Origin of the sequence: Rhizobium sp. GN54 (genome assembly GCF_021026345.1) — a bacterium.
Lineage (GTDB): Bacteria > Pseudomonadota > Alphaproteobacteria > Rhizobiales > Rhizobiaceae > Mycoplana.
Map to the genome: position 1 here is coordinate 78,510 of NZ_JAJNCZ010000002.1, position 14,654 is coordinate 93,163.

Genomic DNA, 14,654 nt, shown 5'->3' on the forward strand with positions numbered 1-14,654 from the left:
TCGATATCGGAAATTCCGAAAGGTATGGGACGAGCGGAGGCGGACTAGATCCCGCCCAGGAGCTTGCCGGCGATCATCCACATGACGACGGCAATCGTGAGATCCAGAATACGCCAGGCCGCCGGCCGGGCGAAGACCGGGCGCAGCCAGGTGGCGCCATAGCCGAGCGCGAAGAAGAACAGGAACGAGGCGGACATGGCGCCGGCGGCGAACAACATCTCGTCGCCGGGAAAGCGGGTGGCGACGGTGCCGAGAAGGACGACGGTATCGAGGTAGACGTGCGGATTGAGCCAGGTGAGCGCAAGGCAGGTGGCAAGTGTCGGCCAGAAGCCCTGGGCGTGCTCGCCTCCGACCGTCAGCGCTCCGGTGGAGCGGAGCGCGGAATAGAGGCTCCTTGCACCATACCAGACGAGGAAGGCCGCGCCTGCGAACCGCATGGCGGGATCGATCCAGGGCAGCATGGCGGTGATCTGTCCGAGGCTTGTGACCCCGATCAGGATCAGGATGGCATCGGACAGCCCGCAGGTGAGGCAGACGGCGAAGACGTGTTCGCGCCGCAATCCCTGCCGGAGCACGAACGCATTCTGCGCGCCGATCGCGACGATCAGGCTCAGCCCCATCATCATGCCGGTGATGTAGATCGGAAAATTCATGGTGCCGGAAAGCTCCCGAAGGCAGAAACATGAGCGATCCTGTAGCGGGCGATGCCGATTTAAGATAGTTAAATACGGTAATTCCAATTAAGCAAAGCTAATGAGATGATCGATTATCCGGCGCTTCGCGCGGTTGCCGCAGTCGTGCAGACCGGCAGCTTCGAAAAGGCGGCCGCCGCCCTGAACGTGACGCCGTCCGCCATCTCGCAGCGGGTCAAGCAGCTCGAGGAACGTCTCGGCGCGGTCCTGATCGTCAGGGGCAATCCGTGCACGGCGACCGAGAAGGGGGGCTGGCTGTGCCGGCACATGGAAAACATCGGCATGCTGGAAGGCGAGTTGATGGAGCACCTCCCCGCACTGGCCGATCCCGAAGAGCCGCGGCAGCGGGTGACGCTGCACATTGCGACGAGCGCAGACAGCCTCGGCACCTGGTTCCTGACGGCCATGTCGAATTTTTCCGGGCGGTCCCCGCATCTTCTGAACATCGCCATCGACGACGAGGACCATACGGCCGAATGGCTGCAACGGGGCCGGGTGCTGGCAGCCGTCACCAGCCTCGAAAAGCCGATCGCCGGCTGCCGGCGGACGTCGCTCGGGACGCTGCGCTATCACGCGGTGGCCAATCCGGAATTCATGTCCCGCTATTTCGCCGACGGCGTCACGACGGAGGCGATCCGGCATGCGCCCGCCCTGACCTTCAACCAGAAGGACCGGCTGCAGAACCGCTGGATCCGCCAGACGTTCGGCCAGGACCTCGCCTTCCCGACGCATTGGCTGCCCTCGACGCAGGGCTTTTTGGAGGGCAGCCTGGCCGGCATGGGATGGTGCATGAACCCGGCGCCGCTCGTCGGGGAGCATCTGCGCTCCGGCCGGCTCGTGGAACTGGTGCCGGACAGCCCGCTCGACGTGCCGCTGTTCTGGCAGATCAATCGCCTCGCCGCGGACCGGCTGATGGACCTGACGAGCGAAGTGGTCGCGACGGCCAAATCGCGTCTTCGCCAGTGAGGCCGCCGCGCGGCGTCCGCCCGCCGCGCGTCATTTTTCCGTCAGCCGCGCGATCTCGGCTTCGAGCTCGGCGATCCTGCTTTCCCTTTCGGCCAGGGCTGCCTGCACGTCGGCGGCCTCGAACATCTGCGGTATGTGCTGGGGGCAATTGGCGTCCCACGCCATGACGGTAAAGAGGACGACCTGCTCGACGCGGGCGCGATATCCGGGTGGAAACAGGCGGTCGGCAAGCTCGTCGTCGCCTTCGACGACCTTCGCCTCGCCCCAGATCTTGACGCGCTGCCGACGGGCGTAGTCCATCAGGAAGAGGTGGGCCTTCGGGTTTTCCGCAAGGTTTCCCTGAGTGATGTACTGCCGGTTGCCGGCAAAGTCGGCAAAGCCGATGGTCTTGCTGTCGAGGACCTTGAGAAAGCCCGCCGGACCGCCGCGGTGCTGGATATAGGGCTGACCGTCGGCGCTGGCCGTCGCCAAGTAGACGCTGGACCGGCTCTCGATGAAGCCGGCGAGGTCCTTGGTGATTTCCGTCTGCCAGGAGCCGCCCGTCTCCATCCGGGCATAGGCGTGCCGTGACCCCTTGCGCTCCTGGATCGCCTTCACCGACGGGGTGAAGGCGATATCGCTCGAGAATGTGGCGTGGTCGCCGGACATGGCTTCTTTCCTTCGGCTCGGCGAGGCCGATCCGTTCTGCCAAAGCGCGTCGCGAACCCGGCCCGTCGGTGAATGACGTTGCCGGCACGAGTATCCCCATTGGCTGCCATCGTTAATCCGCAAACCGTGGAAGGCATTCTTGCAGATAGCGGAACAATCGCCGGGCCAGGGCCGCGGGAAGCGGCCTGCGGAGAGGTGGGGCTTGCAGGGATCAGTTGAACAGGCGGTTGGCGCGCAGGCGGTCGACGGCGAGATCGACGAAAGCCCGGACCTTGGCCGAGGCGCGCCGGCCCTCGGCATGCACGACGTGGACCGGTATCGGGCTCTCCTCGTAGTCGGAGAGCACCGCCTGGAGGCGTCCCTCCTCAAGAGCCGGCCCTATCTGGTAGGAGAGGACGCGTGTCAGGCCCCAGCCCCGTTCGGCGGCGGCAATCGCGGCGTCGTTGGTGTTGCACAACAGGCGCGGATGAACGGTGACGCTCGTCTTTGCCCCCTGCCCGAACTGCCAGTCGAGAGAGGCCCAGGCGGCGGTGGGCGCGATGATCCGGTGATCCGCCAGATCGGAGGGGACCTGCGGAACGCCGTATCGCTCGAAGTAGGACGGCGCACCGCAGACGACGCGCCGGATCGATCCGACCTTGACGGCGCTCAGGCCCGAGGCCGGCAGGTTTCCGATCCGGATCGCGACGTCCATCCCCTCGTCGATGAGGTTGACGGTGCGGTCGACGAACACGCTGTGCACGGTCACAGCCGGATACTGGTCGAGATATTCGAGCAGGATCGGCAGGATATGCATCTGGCCGAACAGGGCCGGTCCGGTAACGCTGAGGACGCCCGACGGGTTGGCGTGGAGGCCGGCCGCCGACGCCTCGGCATCGGCGATCTCGGCAAGGATCCGCCGGCAATCCTCGAGGTAGCGGCTGCCGGCCTCCGTCGTCTTGACCGCGCGCGTCGTGCGGGTGAGAAGCCGGACGCCGATCGTGTCCTCGAGCGCGGATATCGTTCTCGTGACCGCGGGCGGGCTCATGTGCAACTGGCGGGCCGCCGCAGCAAAGCCGCCCGTCTCCGCCACCTTCACAAACACTCTCATGGCCTGCCAGCGATCCATCTCGGTTCCCCTGTCGAAGTAAGGCCGTTCCAGCGCGATTTGCCCGGCCGGCTATCGTCCCCGGCCGCTCCGCAGCGCTTCCGCCACGCCGACGAAGTCGCGTGCCGACTGCGGCAGGCTGGAGCCCTTGCGCCAGACCATGCCGACCTGCACGACGGGCAGCGCGCCGGAAACGTCGCGGCTTTCGATGCGGTCGCCTTCCAGCGACCACGGGCGGTAGACGAGATCGGGCAGCAGCGCGATGCCGGCGCCGGTGGCGACGAGGCTGCGGACGGCCTCGACGGAACGCGTGCGGAAGGCGACATGGGGGCGGGCGCCCAGTGCCGACAAAAGCTTGCCGGTGTTCTCCTCGATCTCGTCCACCGTCAGCATGATCAGCGGCTCCTTCGCGATGTCGCCGACCGAGATGATCTCGGCGGCGACGAGCGGATGGCCGAGCGGCAGCCAGAGGCGATAGGGCGAGGTCTCGATGATCTCGGCCTGCAGCGCCATGCGGTCGCGCAGGTTGGAGATGACCATGACGGCGACGTCCAGTTCGCCGCCGATCAAAAGATGCTCGAGATAGGAGCCGTTGTCCTCGATGGCGCTGACCTCGACGCCGGGGAAGGCGCGGCGGTAGCGGGCGAGCAGGTCGGAGAGCACGTAGCCTGCGACCAGCGAGGTGACGCCGAGATTGAGCTGGCCTTTCTCCGTCGTCCGGTCGTCGGAGAACGAGCGTCGGGCATCGGAGACGCCGGCCAGGATCTTGGTGGCGTGGCGCAGGAACTGGTGGCCGTTATGGGTGGTCGTCAGGCCGCGGGGGTGGCGATCGAACAGCTCGACGCCGAGGTCGTTCTCCAGTTCCTTCACCGCCTCGGTGATCGAGGATTGCGAGATCGAGAGGATCTGGGCGGCGCGCGTCACCGAGCCCTGTTCGGCGACGGCGACGAAATATTGCAACTGACGGAGCGTGAAGGCCATGGGGGCAGTTAATATAGGGCCTTGACGGCAGGCAAGGGGTGGTCGCATTCCTCGCGCATCTGTTGCACCGCCGCTTTACCGCATGAGCATACGGGAAGAGAGACCATGACTGCACCTGCCAAGCCCGCCCCGACCGAAGCCGGCATCCTTGCCTTCCATAGCCGCTGCGAGGCGTTCTACCCGGCCGATGCCGTGCATGCGACGATCGCCCAGCAGCGGCAATGGTACGATGCGCTCTGTGCGGAATTCGACCGGCCGTCGCCGGCGGGCATGATCCGCGAGGAGGCGCTGGTGCTCGGCCGCATCCCGACCCGGCGCTACCGTCCGGCCGGCGTGACCACGCAAACGCGGCTCTACTACATCCATGGCGGCGGCTTCGTGGTCGGCTCGCTGCAGAGCCACGATGCGATCTGCGCCGAAATCGCCGAGGCCGCGGGCGCGGAACTTGTCTCCGTCGACTACCGGCTGGCGCCCGAGCACGTCTGGCCCGCCGCCTTCGACGACTGTTTCGAGGTGCTGACCTATCTCCTGCGCGGCAAGGGACCGGTGGTGATCATCGGCGACAGCGCCGGGGCGAACCTCGCAGCCGGGCTCGTGCTCAAGGCGCGCGACGAGGGGCTGCCCGGGATCGCCGGCCAGGCGCTCGTCTATCCGGCGCTCGGAGGCGACACTTCGGCCGGTTCCTATGTCGAGATGGCCGAGGCGCCGGGCCTTTCCACCGCCGACGTGCTCTATTACCGGGACGTCTATCAGGCGCCCGTGGACAACCCCTACGCCTTTCCGCTGGCGCATGCCGACCTGTCGGGCCTGCCGCCCGCCTTCATCACCGGCGCCTTCTTCGACCCGTTGCGCGACGATGCGCGGCAATATGCGGCCCGGCTTGCGGAGGCGGGCGTCGAGGTGTGGTTTCGCGAAGAGCCGCAGATGATCCATGCCTGGCTGCGGGCCCGCCACATGAGCGACGGTGCGGCTGCCGGATTTGCGGCGCTCTGCCGGGCCGTTTCGGACTTTGCGGCACGGGGCGGACGATGAGCGGGATCACCGATCTCGGCTGGCTGCTGACGATCGCGCAGGGGCGGCAATAGCTGACGGCGGCGGGTGCCGCTCAGCGATTGTCCCAGTGGCGGCGGAGCAGGTAGGATTCGAGCCGGTCGATATATTCGTGCCAGCCTTCCGTATAGGCCTCGACTTCGGCGGAGCCGGCCAGCGGCGACTGACGGATCGCAAGCCGCGTGGTGCTTTTCACGGCCTCAAAGGTCACAACGACATTGGTCTTGTGTCCGTCGTCCGGGATCAGCGTGAAGGCGATACGCTGGTCCGTGACGATCTCGCGGTAGACCGCCAGCATCGGCGTGTCCTCGCCGAAGGGCGAACGGATGGCGGCGCTCCAGGTGCCGCCGGGGCGGAAGTCCATCTCGATCGAATGGGTGGTGAAGTCGCGCGGACCCCACCAGAGGGCGACGCGCTCGGGCGCCGTCCACAGCTGGAATACCACCGCCGGCGGGGCGTCGAAGCGGCGCTCAAGGTAGAGCGCGTTTTCCGCCCGCGCTGCCACGCGCTGCAGGATCGTCATAGGTCACTCCTCGCGCAGCATCGGGATGCCGGGACGAACGGTCCCCGCCTCGATGCTTGCGCAGATCAAAAATATCGCTGTGTGCCTGCGACGTTCCGGGTGCGGCGCCAGGATCGCAGGAAGTAACAACAGCCGTGGTGCGTCGCCGGGCGAACGAATCGCCATCGGTAACCGGCCGGTCCACGGACGTCTCAGATAATGATTTTGCGTTCTGTTTCCAGCCTGGTTCGAAGAAATATCTTTCCGGGGCCTGCCGGCCACTTCTCGCGCTGCCCTGCAACGGCTGTCCGGTGTCCAGGCTTTCTCCACGCCTTCGACTTCGCCTCGATTCCCTTTCTTGCCTGAAGCGATGCAGGCTGGAAACTGATCCTCAAAAGTGGCGAAGAGGCGGCGGGCTGCTCACGGCCGCAGTCGCAGCCGGACACGAATTCGTGCAAGCCGCGTGCCCGCTGCGTGATCGGCGGCCGGCTGCACAACTCCCTCAGTAGGCCTGCCCCGACTGCATGCGCGACAGGTCGCGCCGGGGCGGGCGGTCATAGATGCGGGCGTGATCGCGGCTGAACTGCGAGGGGCTGTCGTAGCCGACGCGGAAGCCGGCCTCGGCCGCCGTCAGCCCTTCCGCGACCATCAGTCGCCGCGCCTCGTGCATGCGCAGGCGGGTGCGGAACTGCAACGGGCTCATCGCCGTCGCCGTGCGGAAATGGGCGTGGAAGGAGGAGGCGCTCATGCCGGCGATGCGGGCAAGATCCTCGATCCGGAAGGGTTCGGCATAGTTCTCGCAGAGATAGGCGACGGCGCGGCCGACCTGGGCGAGGCGGCTTTCGCCGCTGGCGATCTGGCGCAGGATCGCCCCTTGCGGCCCGGTCATCAGCCGGTAGTGGATCTCGCGGACGATCAGCGGCGCGAGCACGGCGATGTCCTGCGGCGCATCGAGCAGCCGCAGGAGGCGGGCGGACGCGTCGACCAGATCGGGCGTCGCGGCATGGATGCCGGCCGCCTCCATGCACTCGGGTGCGGGCGGGGCGAGGCCCGATCCTGAGGCGCCGCCCAGCAGCAGTTCGGCGAGCAGGCCGCGGTCCAGGTCGATCTTCAGGCAGAGGTAGGGATCGTCGGGCGTGGCCTCGGTTACCGCACCGATGATCGGAAGGTCGATGCCGACGACGAGGCAGCCGCCGGTCTCGTAGACGATCTCGCGGCTGCCGATGCGCGCCCGCTTGCGACCAGCGGCGACGAGGCAGACGGAGGGCTCGTAGAGCGTGTGGATCGGCTCGGATATCGCAGACGAGCGGATCAGCGACAGGGCCGGCACGGCGGTGCCGTGGATGCCGTCGCCCCGGGCATGCCGTGCGATCAGATGCTTCAGTTCCGCAAGGTTCGGCAGGTTCTTCATGGGAACACCTTCGCGCAACCGGGCCGTCCTGCCAAGGCGGCTGCAGGCGCTTTCGGAGGATCGTGCAAGAAATGCGGAACTCCATGCTACCGCACCGTGTCTCGGCTTCGTCATCCTCTGCCTGACCCGCGGCGCAGATGCAGCGGGGCTGTAACCGGAAGGGATGAAGACATGACCAGCATTTCGGAAAAGGTGATCCTGATCACCGGCGCCAGCAGCGGCATCGGCGCAGCACTCGCAAGCGAGCTCGGCAAGGCGGGCGCCCGGCTGATGATCGGCGCCCGCAGGACCGACCGCCTTGCCGAACTCAAGGAACAGGTGGAAGCCTCGGGCGGCACCGTCGCAATCCGGGCGCTCGACGTGACGCGCCGCCAGGACGTGGAGGATTTCGCCCGCGCCGCCCTCGATGCCTATGGCCGCATCGACGTGATCATCAACAATGCCGGCGTCATGCCGCTGTCGCCGATGAACTCGCTCAAGGTCGAGGAATGGGACCGGATGATCGACGTCAACATCCGCGGCGTGCTGCACGGGATCGCTGCCGTGCTGCCGGTGATGAACGGGCAGGGCTTCGGCCATATCATCAACGTCTCGTCGGTCGGCGGCCTGTACGTGGTGCCGACGGCTGCCGTCTACTGCGCGACGAAATATGCGGTGCGGGCGATCTCGGACGGGCTCAGGCAGGAGAACGACAAGATCCGGGTCACCTGCGTCTATCCGGGCGTGGTCGAATCCGAGCTCGCCGACACGATCACCGACCCGGCCGCGGCCGAAGCGATGGTGTCCTTCCGCAGTAACGCCCTAAAGCCGGAAGCGATCGCGGCTGCCATCCGTCACGCGATCGACCAGCCGGCCAACGTCTCCACCAGCGAAATCGTCGTCCGCCCGACCGGCGGCTACTGAAGGGAGTTTCTCATGCGCCTCTTTAACCGAACCGAATACCTCGCCGCGGTCCTCGCCTGCGCCATGCCGCTTGCCGCTGCGGCGGATACGACCGGGGAGCGGCTGCAGCGCGGCGACGCCGTCGTCCGCAGCCTGAACAACGGCGAGACGCAGCCGACGCTCGAGCGGATGCGACAGGAGTTTCCCTTCCTCGCCGAGGCGACCGAGGCCTATGCGCTGGGCGATGTCTGGTCGCGCCCGGGCCTCGACAACCGTACCCGGCAGCTTGCCGCAGTCGCCGCCTTCGCCGCGATCGGCGAGCGGACCTTCATGCGGGTCCATGCCGGTTATGCGCTCAACATCGGCGTGTCGGAAGAGGAACTGAAGGAGGTCGTCTACATGGTGACGGTGCCGGCGGGCTTCCCGAAGGCGATCGCGGCGTCGCAGACGCTGTCCGAACTCTTCGCCGAACGCCGCCAGGCGCAGCCGTGAGGAGGAGGCCATGAGAGCTGTCCGGTTCCTCGCTGCGGGCGCAATCGCGCTTTCGGAAATGCTCGCCTCAGGCCAGAAAGGATCGGCCCAGATGACCGCAAACCCCGATCCCAGGCACAGCCATCCCTATGTCGGCATGTGGATCACGCGCGACGGCCACGTCCGCCACGAACTCCTGGCGAACGGCCGCTACGACGAGGCGCGCGGCAGTCGCGAGAGCGCCTATCGGGGACGCTACGAGGTGACCGGTGACCACATCGAATACTGGGACGACACCGGCTTCACCGCCGACGGCGATTTCATCGACGGCGTGCTGCATCACGGCGGCATGATCCTCTACCGCGACGGCAAGGCGCCGGCGCGGTAGAGGCGGGGTGCGTGGTTGCCGCCGTTCGGGGCGGCTGCCGGGCCTACATGAAGTCGCGCGGAACTTTCTTTTCGAAGGTCTTCTCGAAGATCTGCTCTTCGCCCTCGAAGGCGCGGACGCTGGCGGAGATCAGCCAGTCGGTGGCGGTGCATCCGATCGTTGCCGTCGAGATCGTGCGGACGAACCAGCCGGGGCGCTGCATATCGCAGGTCCAGGTGGCGGTGCCGGTGGCCGAGAGCGGATCGTTCTCGGCAATCGACCAGAGCTCGTCGCGCACCTGCCGCGTGGCGAGCCCGGTGCCGGGATGCTCGGAAAGCCCAGTGTCCTCGTAGATCGTGTACTCGGTCAGGCCGTTGGTCAGGTCACGCTCGACGCCGCGGGCGGTCTCGCCCGGTTCCAGCTCGTTGTATTTCGGCAGCGGATCCTTGTTGGCCGGTTCCGGGAGTTCGACCGTCTCGTGGCGACCGAGCTTCGGCAGCGCCAGGCCGAGCGAGGCGAGGTCGATGGTGAGACCCGGATCGGCCGGTGGCGGCAGGATCATCGGCCAGTAGGCGGTCGACAGGGACAGGCGGATGCGGTGGCCGGGGCCGAAACGGTAGCCCATCGCGTCGAGCACGAGGCGGATTTCCGTCCTCTCGCCCTTCCGCATCGGCTTCGGCTCGGCATTGTCGTCACGATGGGCAAGGTTGAGCACGCCGAAGGAGACGCGGGTGGCGGTGCCGTCGGGGTGCACGTCGACGATGCGGGCGCAGAGGTTGGCGATCTCGGCCTCGCAGGACAGTACGACATCCAGAACAGGCTGACCGAGATAGTCGTGCGCCTCGGCGAGCGGTGCGGTCTCCAGCACCAGCGAGCCGGCGTCGTCGAGGCGCTGGTCGAGCGCCATCTCGGCATCCGGCTTCAGCGTGAACCACTCGCCGGACATGGTGCCGGTATCGAGCGGCGAGCGCAGGTAGTGGTCGTGATCCTTGGCGCCGGCGATCGGCATGCCGGGGGCCAGCGTGCCGTACTGCTCGACATAGAAGCACTCCATCTCGGGCGCGCTCCATTCGCTCTTGGCGACCCAGGTGCCGGGGTCGAACTCGCGCCGGATCGACGGCTTCGGCCCGTCCTGGATATAGGCGCGCACCTGCGGCCAGTTCTCCGCGCCGTTCTCCTCGCCGCGCAGCCAGCGGTTCCACCACTGGATGGCCTCGGCGTGGAAATCCATGCGCGGCTTCGGCCAGGCGAAATGCGGATATTTGTGGATCCACGGGCCGATCAGCGCCTTGGCCTTCGGCCCGAGCCCTTCGACGGCCTTCAGCGGCGTGTTGCGGTAGCCGTCGGCCCACCCAGCGATGACGAGTGCGGGGACCTCGAAGCCGTCGAAATCCTCGCAGATCGAGCCGTGTTCCCAGAAGGCGTCGCGGCGCTGGTGCTTCAGCCATTCCTCCATGAAGAACAGCTCATTCTCCAGCCGCTCCAGCCACATCGTCTTCCAGCGGTCGCCGACGATCTCGGGATCGGGCGAGCGCGACTGGTAGGCGAGCATGGTTGCAGCCCAGGAGAGCTGGGCGGAGAGATGCGTGCCGTTCTTGTAGTGGATGTCGTCGTTGTAGCGGTCGACGGTGGAGGCGATCGAGATGACCGCCTTCAGTGCCGGCGGCTTGAGGGCCGCGACCTGCAGGCAGTTGAAGCCGCCCCAGGAGATGCCCATCATGCCCACGGATCCATTGGACCAGGGCTGGGCTGCGATCCAGGCGATCAGCTCGCAGGCATTGGCGAGTTCCAGCGGCGTGTACTCGCCGTCGATCACCCCGTCGGATTCGCCCGAGCCGCGGATGTCGACGCGCACGCCGGCGATGCCGGCGCTGGCGAAGACCGGATAGGTGGATTCGTCGCGCGCGCAGGTTCCGTCGCGCTTCCGGTAGGGCAGGAACTCGAACACCGCGGGCACGGGATCATTCTCCGCACCCTCCGGCATCCAGATGCGCGCGGCGAGCCGCGTGCCGTCCTTGAGCGTGATCCACTCGTTCTCGATGACTTTGAAGCTTCGTTCGGTCATGGCATTCATCTGCTTCGTCAAACCCTTATGCTTCGATCCAGGCGCGGCTGCCGATATAGCCGTTCGACATGTCGTTGCCGATGTCGTCGACGATGCCCTTCACCGAGGTGGAGGCGGCCATGACGTAGTCGTTGAACACAGGCAGGATCAGGCCGCCCTCGTCGCGGACCATCAGCGCCATGGTGCGGTAGAGGTCCTTGCGCTTGGTCTCGTCGAGCTCGGAGCGGGCCTGCAGCAAGAGCTTGTCGAAGTCCTCGCGCTTGAAGCGGGTGTCGTTCCATTCCGCCGTTGAGAGGTAGGAGGTGGAGTAGCGCGAATCCTGCGTCGGCCGGCCGCCCCAGTAGGAGGCGCAGAAGGGCTGGACGTTCCAGACGTTGGTCCAGTAGCCGTCCTCCGGCTCGCGGCGGACCTCGATCTCGATGCCGGCCTTCTTCGCGCTTTCCTGGAAGATGACCGCGGCATCGACCGCGCCGGCGAAGGCGGCATCCGAGGTGCGCAGCAGGATCGGCCGGTCATGGCCCGATTTCTTGAAGTGGAAGGCGGCCTTGTCGGGATCGTAGGCGCGCTGCTCGATGTCGTCAGGCGCCAGCGCATAGTTGGAATTGACCGGGTAGTCGTTGCCGAGCGTGCCGTAGCCGCCGAGCACGCGGTCGAGGATCGCCTGGCGGTCGACCGCGTATTTCAGCGCCAGCCGCAGGTCGTTGTTGTCGAAGGGGGCGGTGTCGCAGTGCATCAGGAACGAGTAGAAGCCCTTGCCGGCGCTGCGGATGATCTCGACGCGCGGCGCCCGCTTCAGGAGCGGGACGGTCTTCGGGTCGATGTTGTTGACGAAGTGGACCTGGCCGGAGGAGAGGGCGGCGATGCGGGCGGTCGCATCGTTCATGACGATGATCTCGACACTGTCGACGAAGCCGCGGTCCGAGCGCCAGTCGGCCGCGTTCTTCTCGAAGGTGGCGCGCACGCCGGCCTCGTAGTTGGAGAGCTTGTAGGGGCCGGTGCCGACGGCTGCGGCCGGATTGTCGAGGCCACCGTTCGGCTGGATGATCAGGTGGTAGTCGGTCAGAAGCAGCGGCAGGTCGGCATTGCCCTCGGCGAGCGTCACGACCAGGTCGCCGGCCTTCTCCTCGATCGTCTTGATCGAGCTCATCAGGCCGAGCGCGCCGGATTTCGCGCCCTCGTCGGAGTGGCGCTTCAGGGTCGCGACCACGTCCGCCACGGTCATCTTGCTGCCGTCGTGGAAGGAAATGTCGTCTCGGATCTTGAAGGTCCAGACCGAGGCGTCGGCGGACGGTTCCCAGGAGGAGGCAATCGAGGGCAGGGCGGCGCCGGTCTTCGGGTCGGTCTCGACCAAGGTGTCGCCCCAGAGGCGGCCGATGACGAAGAGGACGGAGGCGCTGTAGGTGGCCGGGTCGAGCACGTCGGTGGCCGCACCGCCCTTGAGGCCGAGCTTGAGATGACCGCCGCGGACGGGCTCCTGGGCGCGGGCGTCGGAGGCCGCGAAGGTGCCGCCGAGGCCGGCGGCGATGCCCAGCGCCGCGGTGCCGGCGAGGAAGCTGCGGCGGTTGATGGCGGTCGGCACGATCAGGCCGTCGGGGCGCTTGGTGTAGTCGGTCATTTGGGGTTCCCTCGCTCAGGATGTCTTTATCGAAACCTATCGCTTCGCCTGCGGCAGACAATTTCGCGACTTGACGCGAACTGACGCTGGTTTACGCTGCCGGTTGACGTTCGACAGAGGTGTGCCCTGGCTGATCCCCCTTCCTTTACCGAGAACCTGCGCTTCGCCTGCGCGACGCGACGTTCGATCTCCGAGATCTGCCGGGAGATCAGCATAAACCGGCAGCAGTTCAACCGCTATATCGCCGGCGAGGCGCGGCCGTCGGCGCATAATGCGGCGCGCATCGCCGCCTTCTTCGGCGTGACGCCGCAGGACTTCGACCTGCCGCCGAAACTGTTTGCCGCGCGGCTGACGCGGCCCGACCGGGACCGCACGACGGCCGGCCGGCTGCTCGACGGCTTTCCCGGCGATATCGCGGCACTCCGCCGCCATGTCGGCTACTACCAGACCTATCATATCTCGCCCTCCTGGCCGGGGCTGGTCGTCTGTTCCTGCGCGCGGATTTTCGAGGAGGGCGGGGCGATCCGGGTGAAATCGATCGAGCGCATCCACGATGCGGCCAACGAGATCCACCAGTTCTCGAAATATGTCGGCCTCGTCACCTTCTGGCGCAACCGCATCTTCATCGCCGAGCGCAGCGTCGGCCAGCAGCCGATGCTGTCGCAGACGATCCTGATGCCGTTCGAGGTGCACCAGCGCGTCTACCTGCGCGGCACCACAATGGGCGTCTCCTGGCGCAAGGAGAACCTGCCCTATGCCTCGCGGATGATCTGGCGGCATATCGGGATGGAGCCGGACCTGCGGCAGATGCTGTCGCGCTGCGGCGTGCTGCCGTTTACCTCACGGCAGTTGCCGGCCACCGTCCGCAGTTTTCTCGACACGCCGGAGGCGGAAGTGCTGACGGTGCCGACGGATTATTGAAGGGTTCAGCCGGCCAGAAAGGCGCCAAGGCTCTTCACATCCACATTGCCGCCGCTGAGGATGATGCCGACGCGTTTTCCCGCGCAGGGGATCGTGCCGTTCAGCACGGCTGCGGCCGCGAGGCAGCCGGTCGGTTCGACGACGATCTTCATGCGCTCGGCGAAGAAGCGCATCGTCTCGACCAGTTGCGCATCGGTGACGGTGACGATGCCGTCCACCGTCCGCTGCAGGATCGGGAAGTTGTGGTAGCCGACATGGGTGGAGAGCGCGCCGTCGGCGATCGACCGCGGCACGGGGATATGCACGACCTCGCCCTTTGCGAGCGACTGCTGGCCGTCATTGCCGGCCTCGGGCTCGACACCGAAGATCGCGCAGCCCGGCGACAGCGCCCTTGCCGACAGGGCCGAGCCGGCGAGCAGGCCGCCGCCGCCGAGGGGGGCGACCAGCATGTCGAGTTCGCCGGTCTCCTCGATCAGTTCGAGGGCCGCGGTCCCCTGACCGGCGATCACGTCGGGATGGTCATAGGGCGGGATCAGGGTCGCGCCGCGCTCGCGGGCCAGCCGGTCGCTGATCGCCTGCCGGTCCTCCGTGTAGCGGTCGTAGAGAACGACGTCCGCGCCGTAGCCCCTGGTCGCCGCCATCTTCATCGCCGGCGCGTCCTTCGGCATGACGATGGTGGCTGGGGTGCCCTGCAACTGCGCGGCATAGGCGATGGCCTGGGCGTGGTTGCCGGAGGAATAGGCGATGACGCCGTGCCGGCGCACCTCCGGGGCGAGGGCGGCGATGGCGTTATAGGCGCCGCGGAACTTGAAGGCGCCGATCCGTTGCAGGTTCTCGGCCTTGAAGAACAGGGTGGCGCCGGCCGCGGCGTCGGCCGTCCGCGAGGTGAGCACCGGCGTGCGGTGCGCGATGCCTGCGATGCGCGCCTGTGCCGTGCGCACGTCGTCGAAGGTGGGGATGTGAAGCGGGGTCTGGCCGGTGCCGTCGTTCATCAGG

15 protein-coding genes are annotated in these 14,654 nt (G+C 66.9%); 6 read left to right on the forward strand and 9 right to left on the reverse strand.

The genetic code is table 11. The features are described 5' to 3' along the window. Positions 1 to 44: 44 nt before the first annotated feature. The gene (locus tag LQK81_RS06455; RefSeq protein WP_230804602.1) at positions 45 to 653 is read right to left on the reverse strand and encodes a LysE/ArgO family amino acid transporter; all 609 of its coding nucleotides are present in this window, start codon (positions 651 to 653) and stop codon (positions 45 to 47) included. 105 nt (positions 654 to 758) lie between these two features. Here LQK81_RS06455 and LQK81_RS06460 point away from each other — a divergent pair, with 105 nt between their 5' ends. Then, entirely contained in the window at positions 759 to 1,658 is a 900-nt protein-coding gene (locus tag LQK81_RS06460) for a LysR family transcriptional regulator ArgP (RefSeq protein ID WP_230804604.1), read from the forward strand. 30 nt (positions 1,659 to 1,688) lie between these two features. On the opposite strand, the gene LQK81_RS06465 is transcribed toward LQK81_RS06460, so the two are convergent. From LQK81_RS06465 to LQK81_RS06475, 3 genes are all read right to left on the reverse strand, one after another. Beyond that, positions 1,689 to 2,306: a pyridoxamine 5'-phosphate oxidase family protein gene (locus LQK81_RS06465; RefSeq protein ID WP_230804606.1), complete on the reverse strand. Its 618-nt coding sequence runs from the start codon at positions 2,304 to 2,306 to the stop codon at positions 1,689 to 1,691. A gap of 211 nt (positions 2,307 to 2,517) precedes the next feature. Further along, positions 2,518 to 3,414, reverse strand: a complete 897-nt coding sequence (locus LQK81_RS06470) for a LysR family transcriptional regulator (RefSeq protein WP_230804612.1) — start codon at positions 3,412 to 3,414, stop codon at positions 2,518 to 2,520. Positions 3,415 to 3,465: 51 nt separating this feature from the next. Next, complete coding sequence (locus LQK81_RS06475) at positions 3,466 to 4,374, reverse strand: LysR family transcriptional regulator (RefSeq protein WP_230804614.1); 909 nt, start codon at positions 4,372 to 4,374, stop codon at positions 3,466 to 3,468. Between the two features lie 105 nt (positions 4,375 to 4,479). On the opposite strand from LQK81_RS06475, the gene LQK81_RS06480 reads away from it, so the two are divergent. Beyond that, positions 4,480 to 5,406 (forward strand): alpha/beta hydrolase, encoded by a 927-nt coding sequence (locus LQK81_RS06480; RefSeq protein ID WP_230804616.1) that lies wholly within the window; start codon positions 4,480 to 4,482, stop codon positions 5,404 to 5,406. 73 nt (positions 5,407 to 5,479) lie between these two features. Here the strand turns inward: LQK81_RS06480 and LQK81_RS06485 are convergent, their stop codons facing one another. Further along, positions 5,480 to 5,947, reverse strand: coding sequence for an SRPBCC family protein (locus tag LQK81_RS06485; RefSeq protein ID WP_230804618.1), 468 nt, complete (start codon positions 5,945 to 5,947; stop codon positions 5,480 to 5,482). A 481-nt stretch (positions 5,948 to 6,428) separates the two neighbouring features. Continuing rightward, entirely contained in the window at positions 6,429 to 7,337 is a 909-nt protein-coding gene (locus tag LQK81_RS06490) for an AraC family transcriptional regulator (RefSeq protein WP_230804620.1), read from the reverse strand. Between the two features lie 171 nt (positions 7,338 to 7,508). Between LQK81_RS06490 and LQK81_RS06495 the strand changes: the two genes are divergently transcribed. The 3 genes from LQK81_RS06495 (at position 7,509) to LQK81_RS06505 (ending at position 9,078) form a co-directional block, all read left to right on the forward strand. Beyond that, positions 7,509 to 8,240 carry an SDR family oxidoreductase gene (locus LQK81_RS06495; RefSeq protein WP_230804622.1) on the forward strand — a complete coding sequence of 244 codons (732 nt, stop codon included), beginning with the start codon at positions 7,509 to 7,511 and terminating at the stop codon, positions 8,238 to 8,240. Positions 8,241 to 8,303: 63 nt separating this feature from the next. Continuing rightward, a complete protein-coding gene (locus tag LQK81_RS06500) occupies positions 8,304 to 8,711 on the forward strand; it encodes a carboxymuconolactone decarboxylase family protein (protein WP_230805598.1) in 408 nt (135 codons plus the stop codon). A 58-nt stretch (positions 8,712 to 8,769) separates the two neighbouring features. After that, positions 8,770 to 9,078 (forward strand): Atu4866 domain-containing protein, encoded by a 309-nt coding sequence (locus LQK81_RS06505; protein WP_442967098.1) that lies wholly within the window; start codon positions 8,770 to 8,772, stop codon positions 9,076 to 9,078. A gap of 43 nt (positions 9,079 to 9,121) precedes the next feature. Here LQK81_RS06505 and LQK81_RS06510 read toward each other — a convergent pair whose 3' ends face one another. Together LQK81_RS06510 and LQK81_RS06515 are read right to left on the reverse strand one after the other, a co-directional pair. Next, positions 9,122 to 11,122 (reverse strand): CocE/NonD family hydrolase, encoded by a 2,001-nt coding sequence (locus tag LQK81_RS06510; RefSeq protein WP_230804626.1) that lies wholly within the window; start codon positions 11,120 to 11,122, stop codon positions 9,122 to 9,124. Positions 11,123 to 11,147: 25 nt separating this feature from the next. Then, a complete protein-coding gene (locus LQK81_RS06515; RefSeq protein WP_230804628.1) occupies positions 11,148 to 12,737 on the reverse strand; it encodes an ABC transporter substrate-binding protein in 1,590 nt (529 codons plus the stop codon). A gap of 126 nt (positions 12,738 to 12,863) precedes the next feature. Between LQK81_RS06515 and LQK81_RS06520 the strand changes: the two genes are divergently transcribed. Next, positions 12,864 to 13,658 carry a helix-turn-helix domain-containing protein gene (locus LQK81_RS06520; RefSeq protein WP_230805600.1) on the forward strand — a complete coding sequence of 265 codons (795 nt, stop codon included), beginning with the start codon at positions 12,864 to 12,866 and terminating at the stop codon, positions 13,656 to 13,658. Positions 13,659 to 13,663: 5 nt separating this feature from the next. Here the strand turns inward: LQK81_RS06520 and LQK81_RS06525 are convergent, their stop codons facing one another. After that, positions 13,664 to 14,650: a threo-3-hydroxy-L-aspartate ammonia-lyase gene (locus LQK81_RS06525; RefSeq protein WP_230804630.1), complete on the reverse strand. Its 987-nt coding sequence runs from the start codon at positions 14,648 to 14,650 to the stop codon at positions 13,664 to 13,666. Positions 14,651 to 14,654 lie beyond the last annotated feature (4 nt).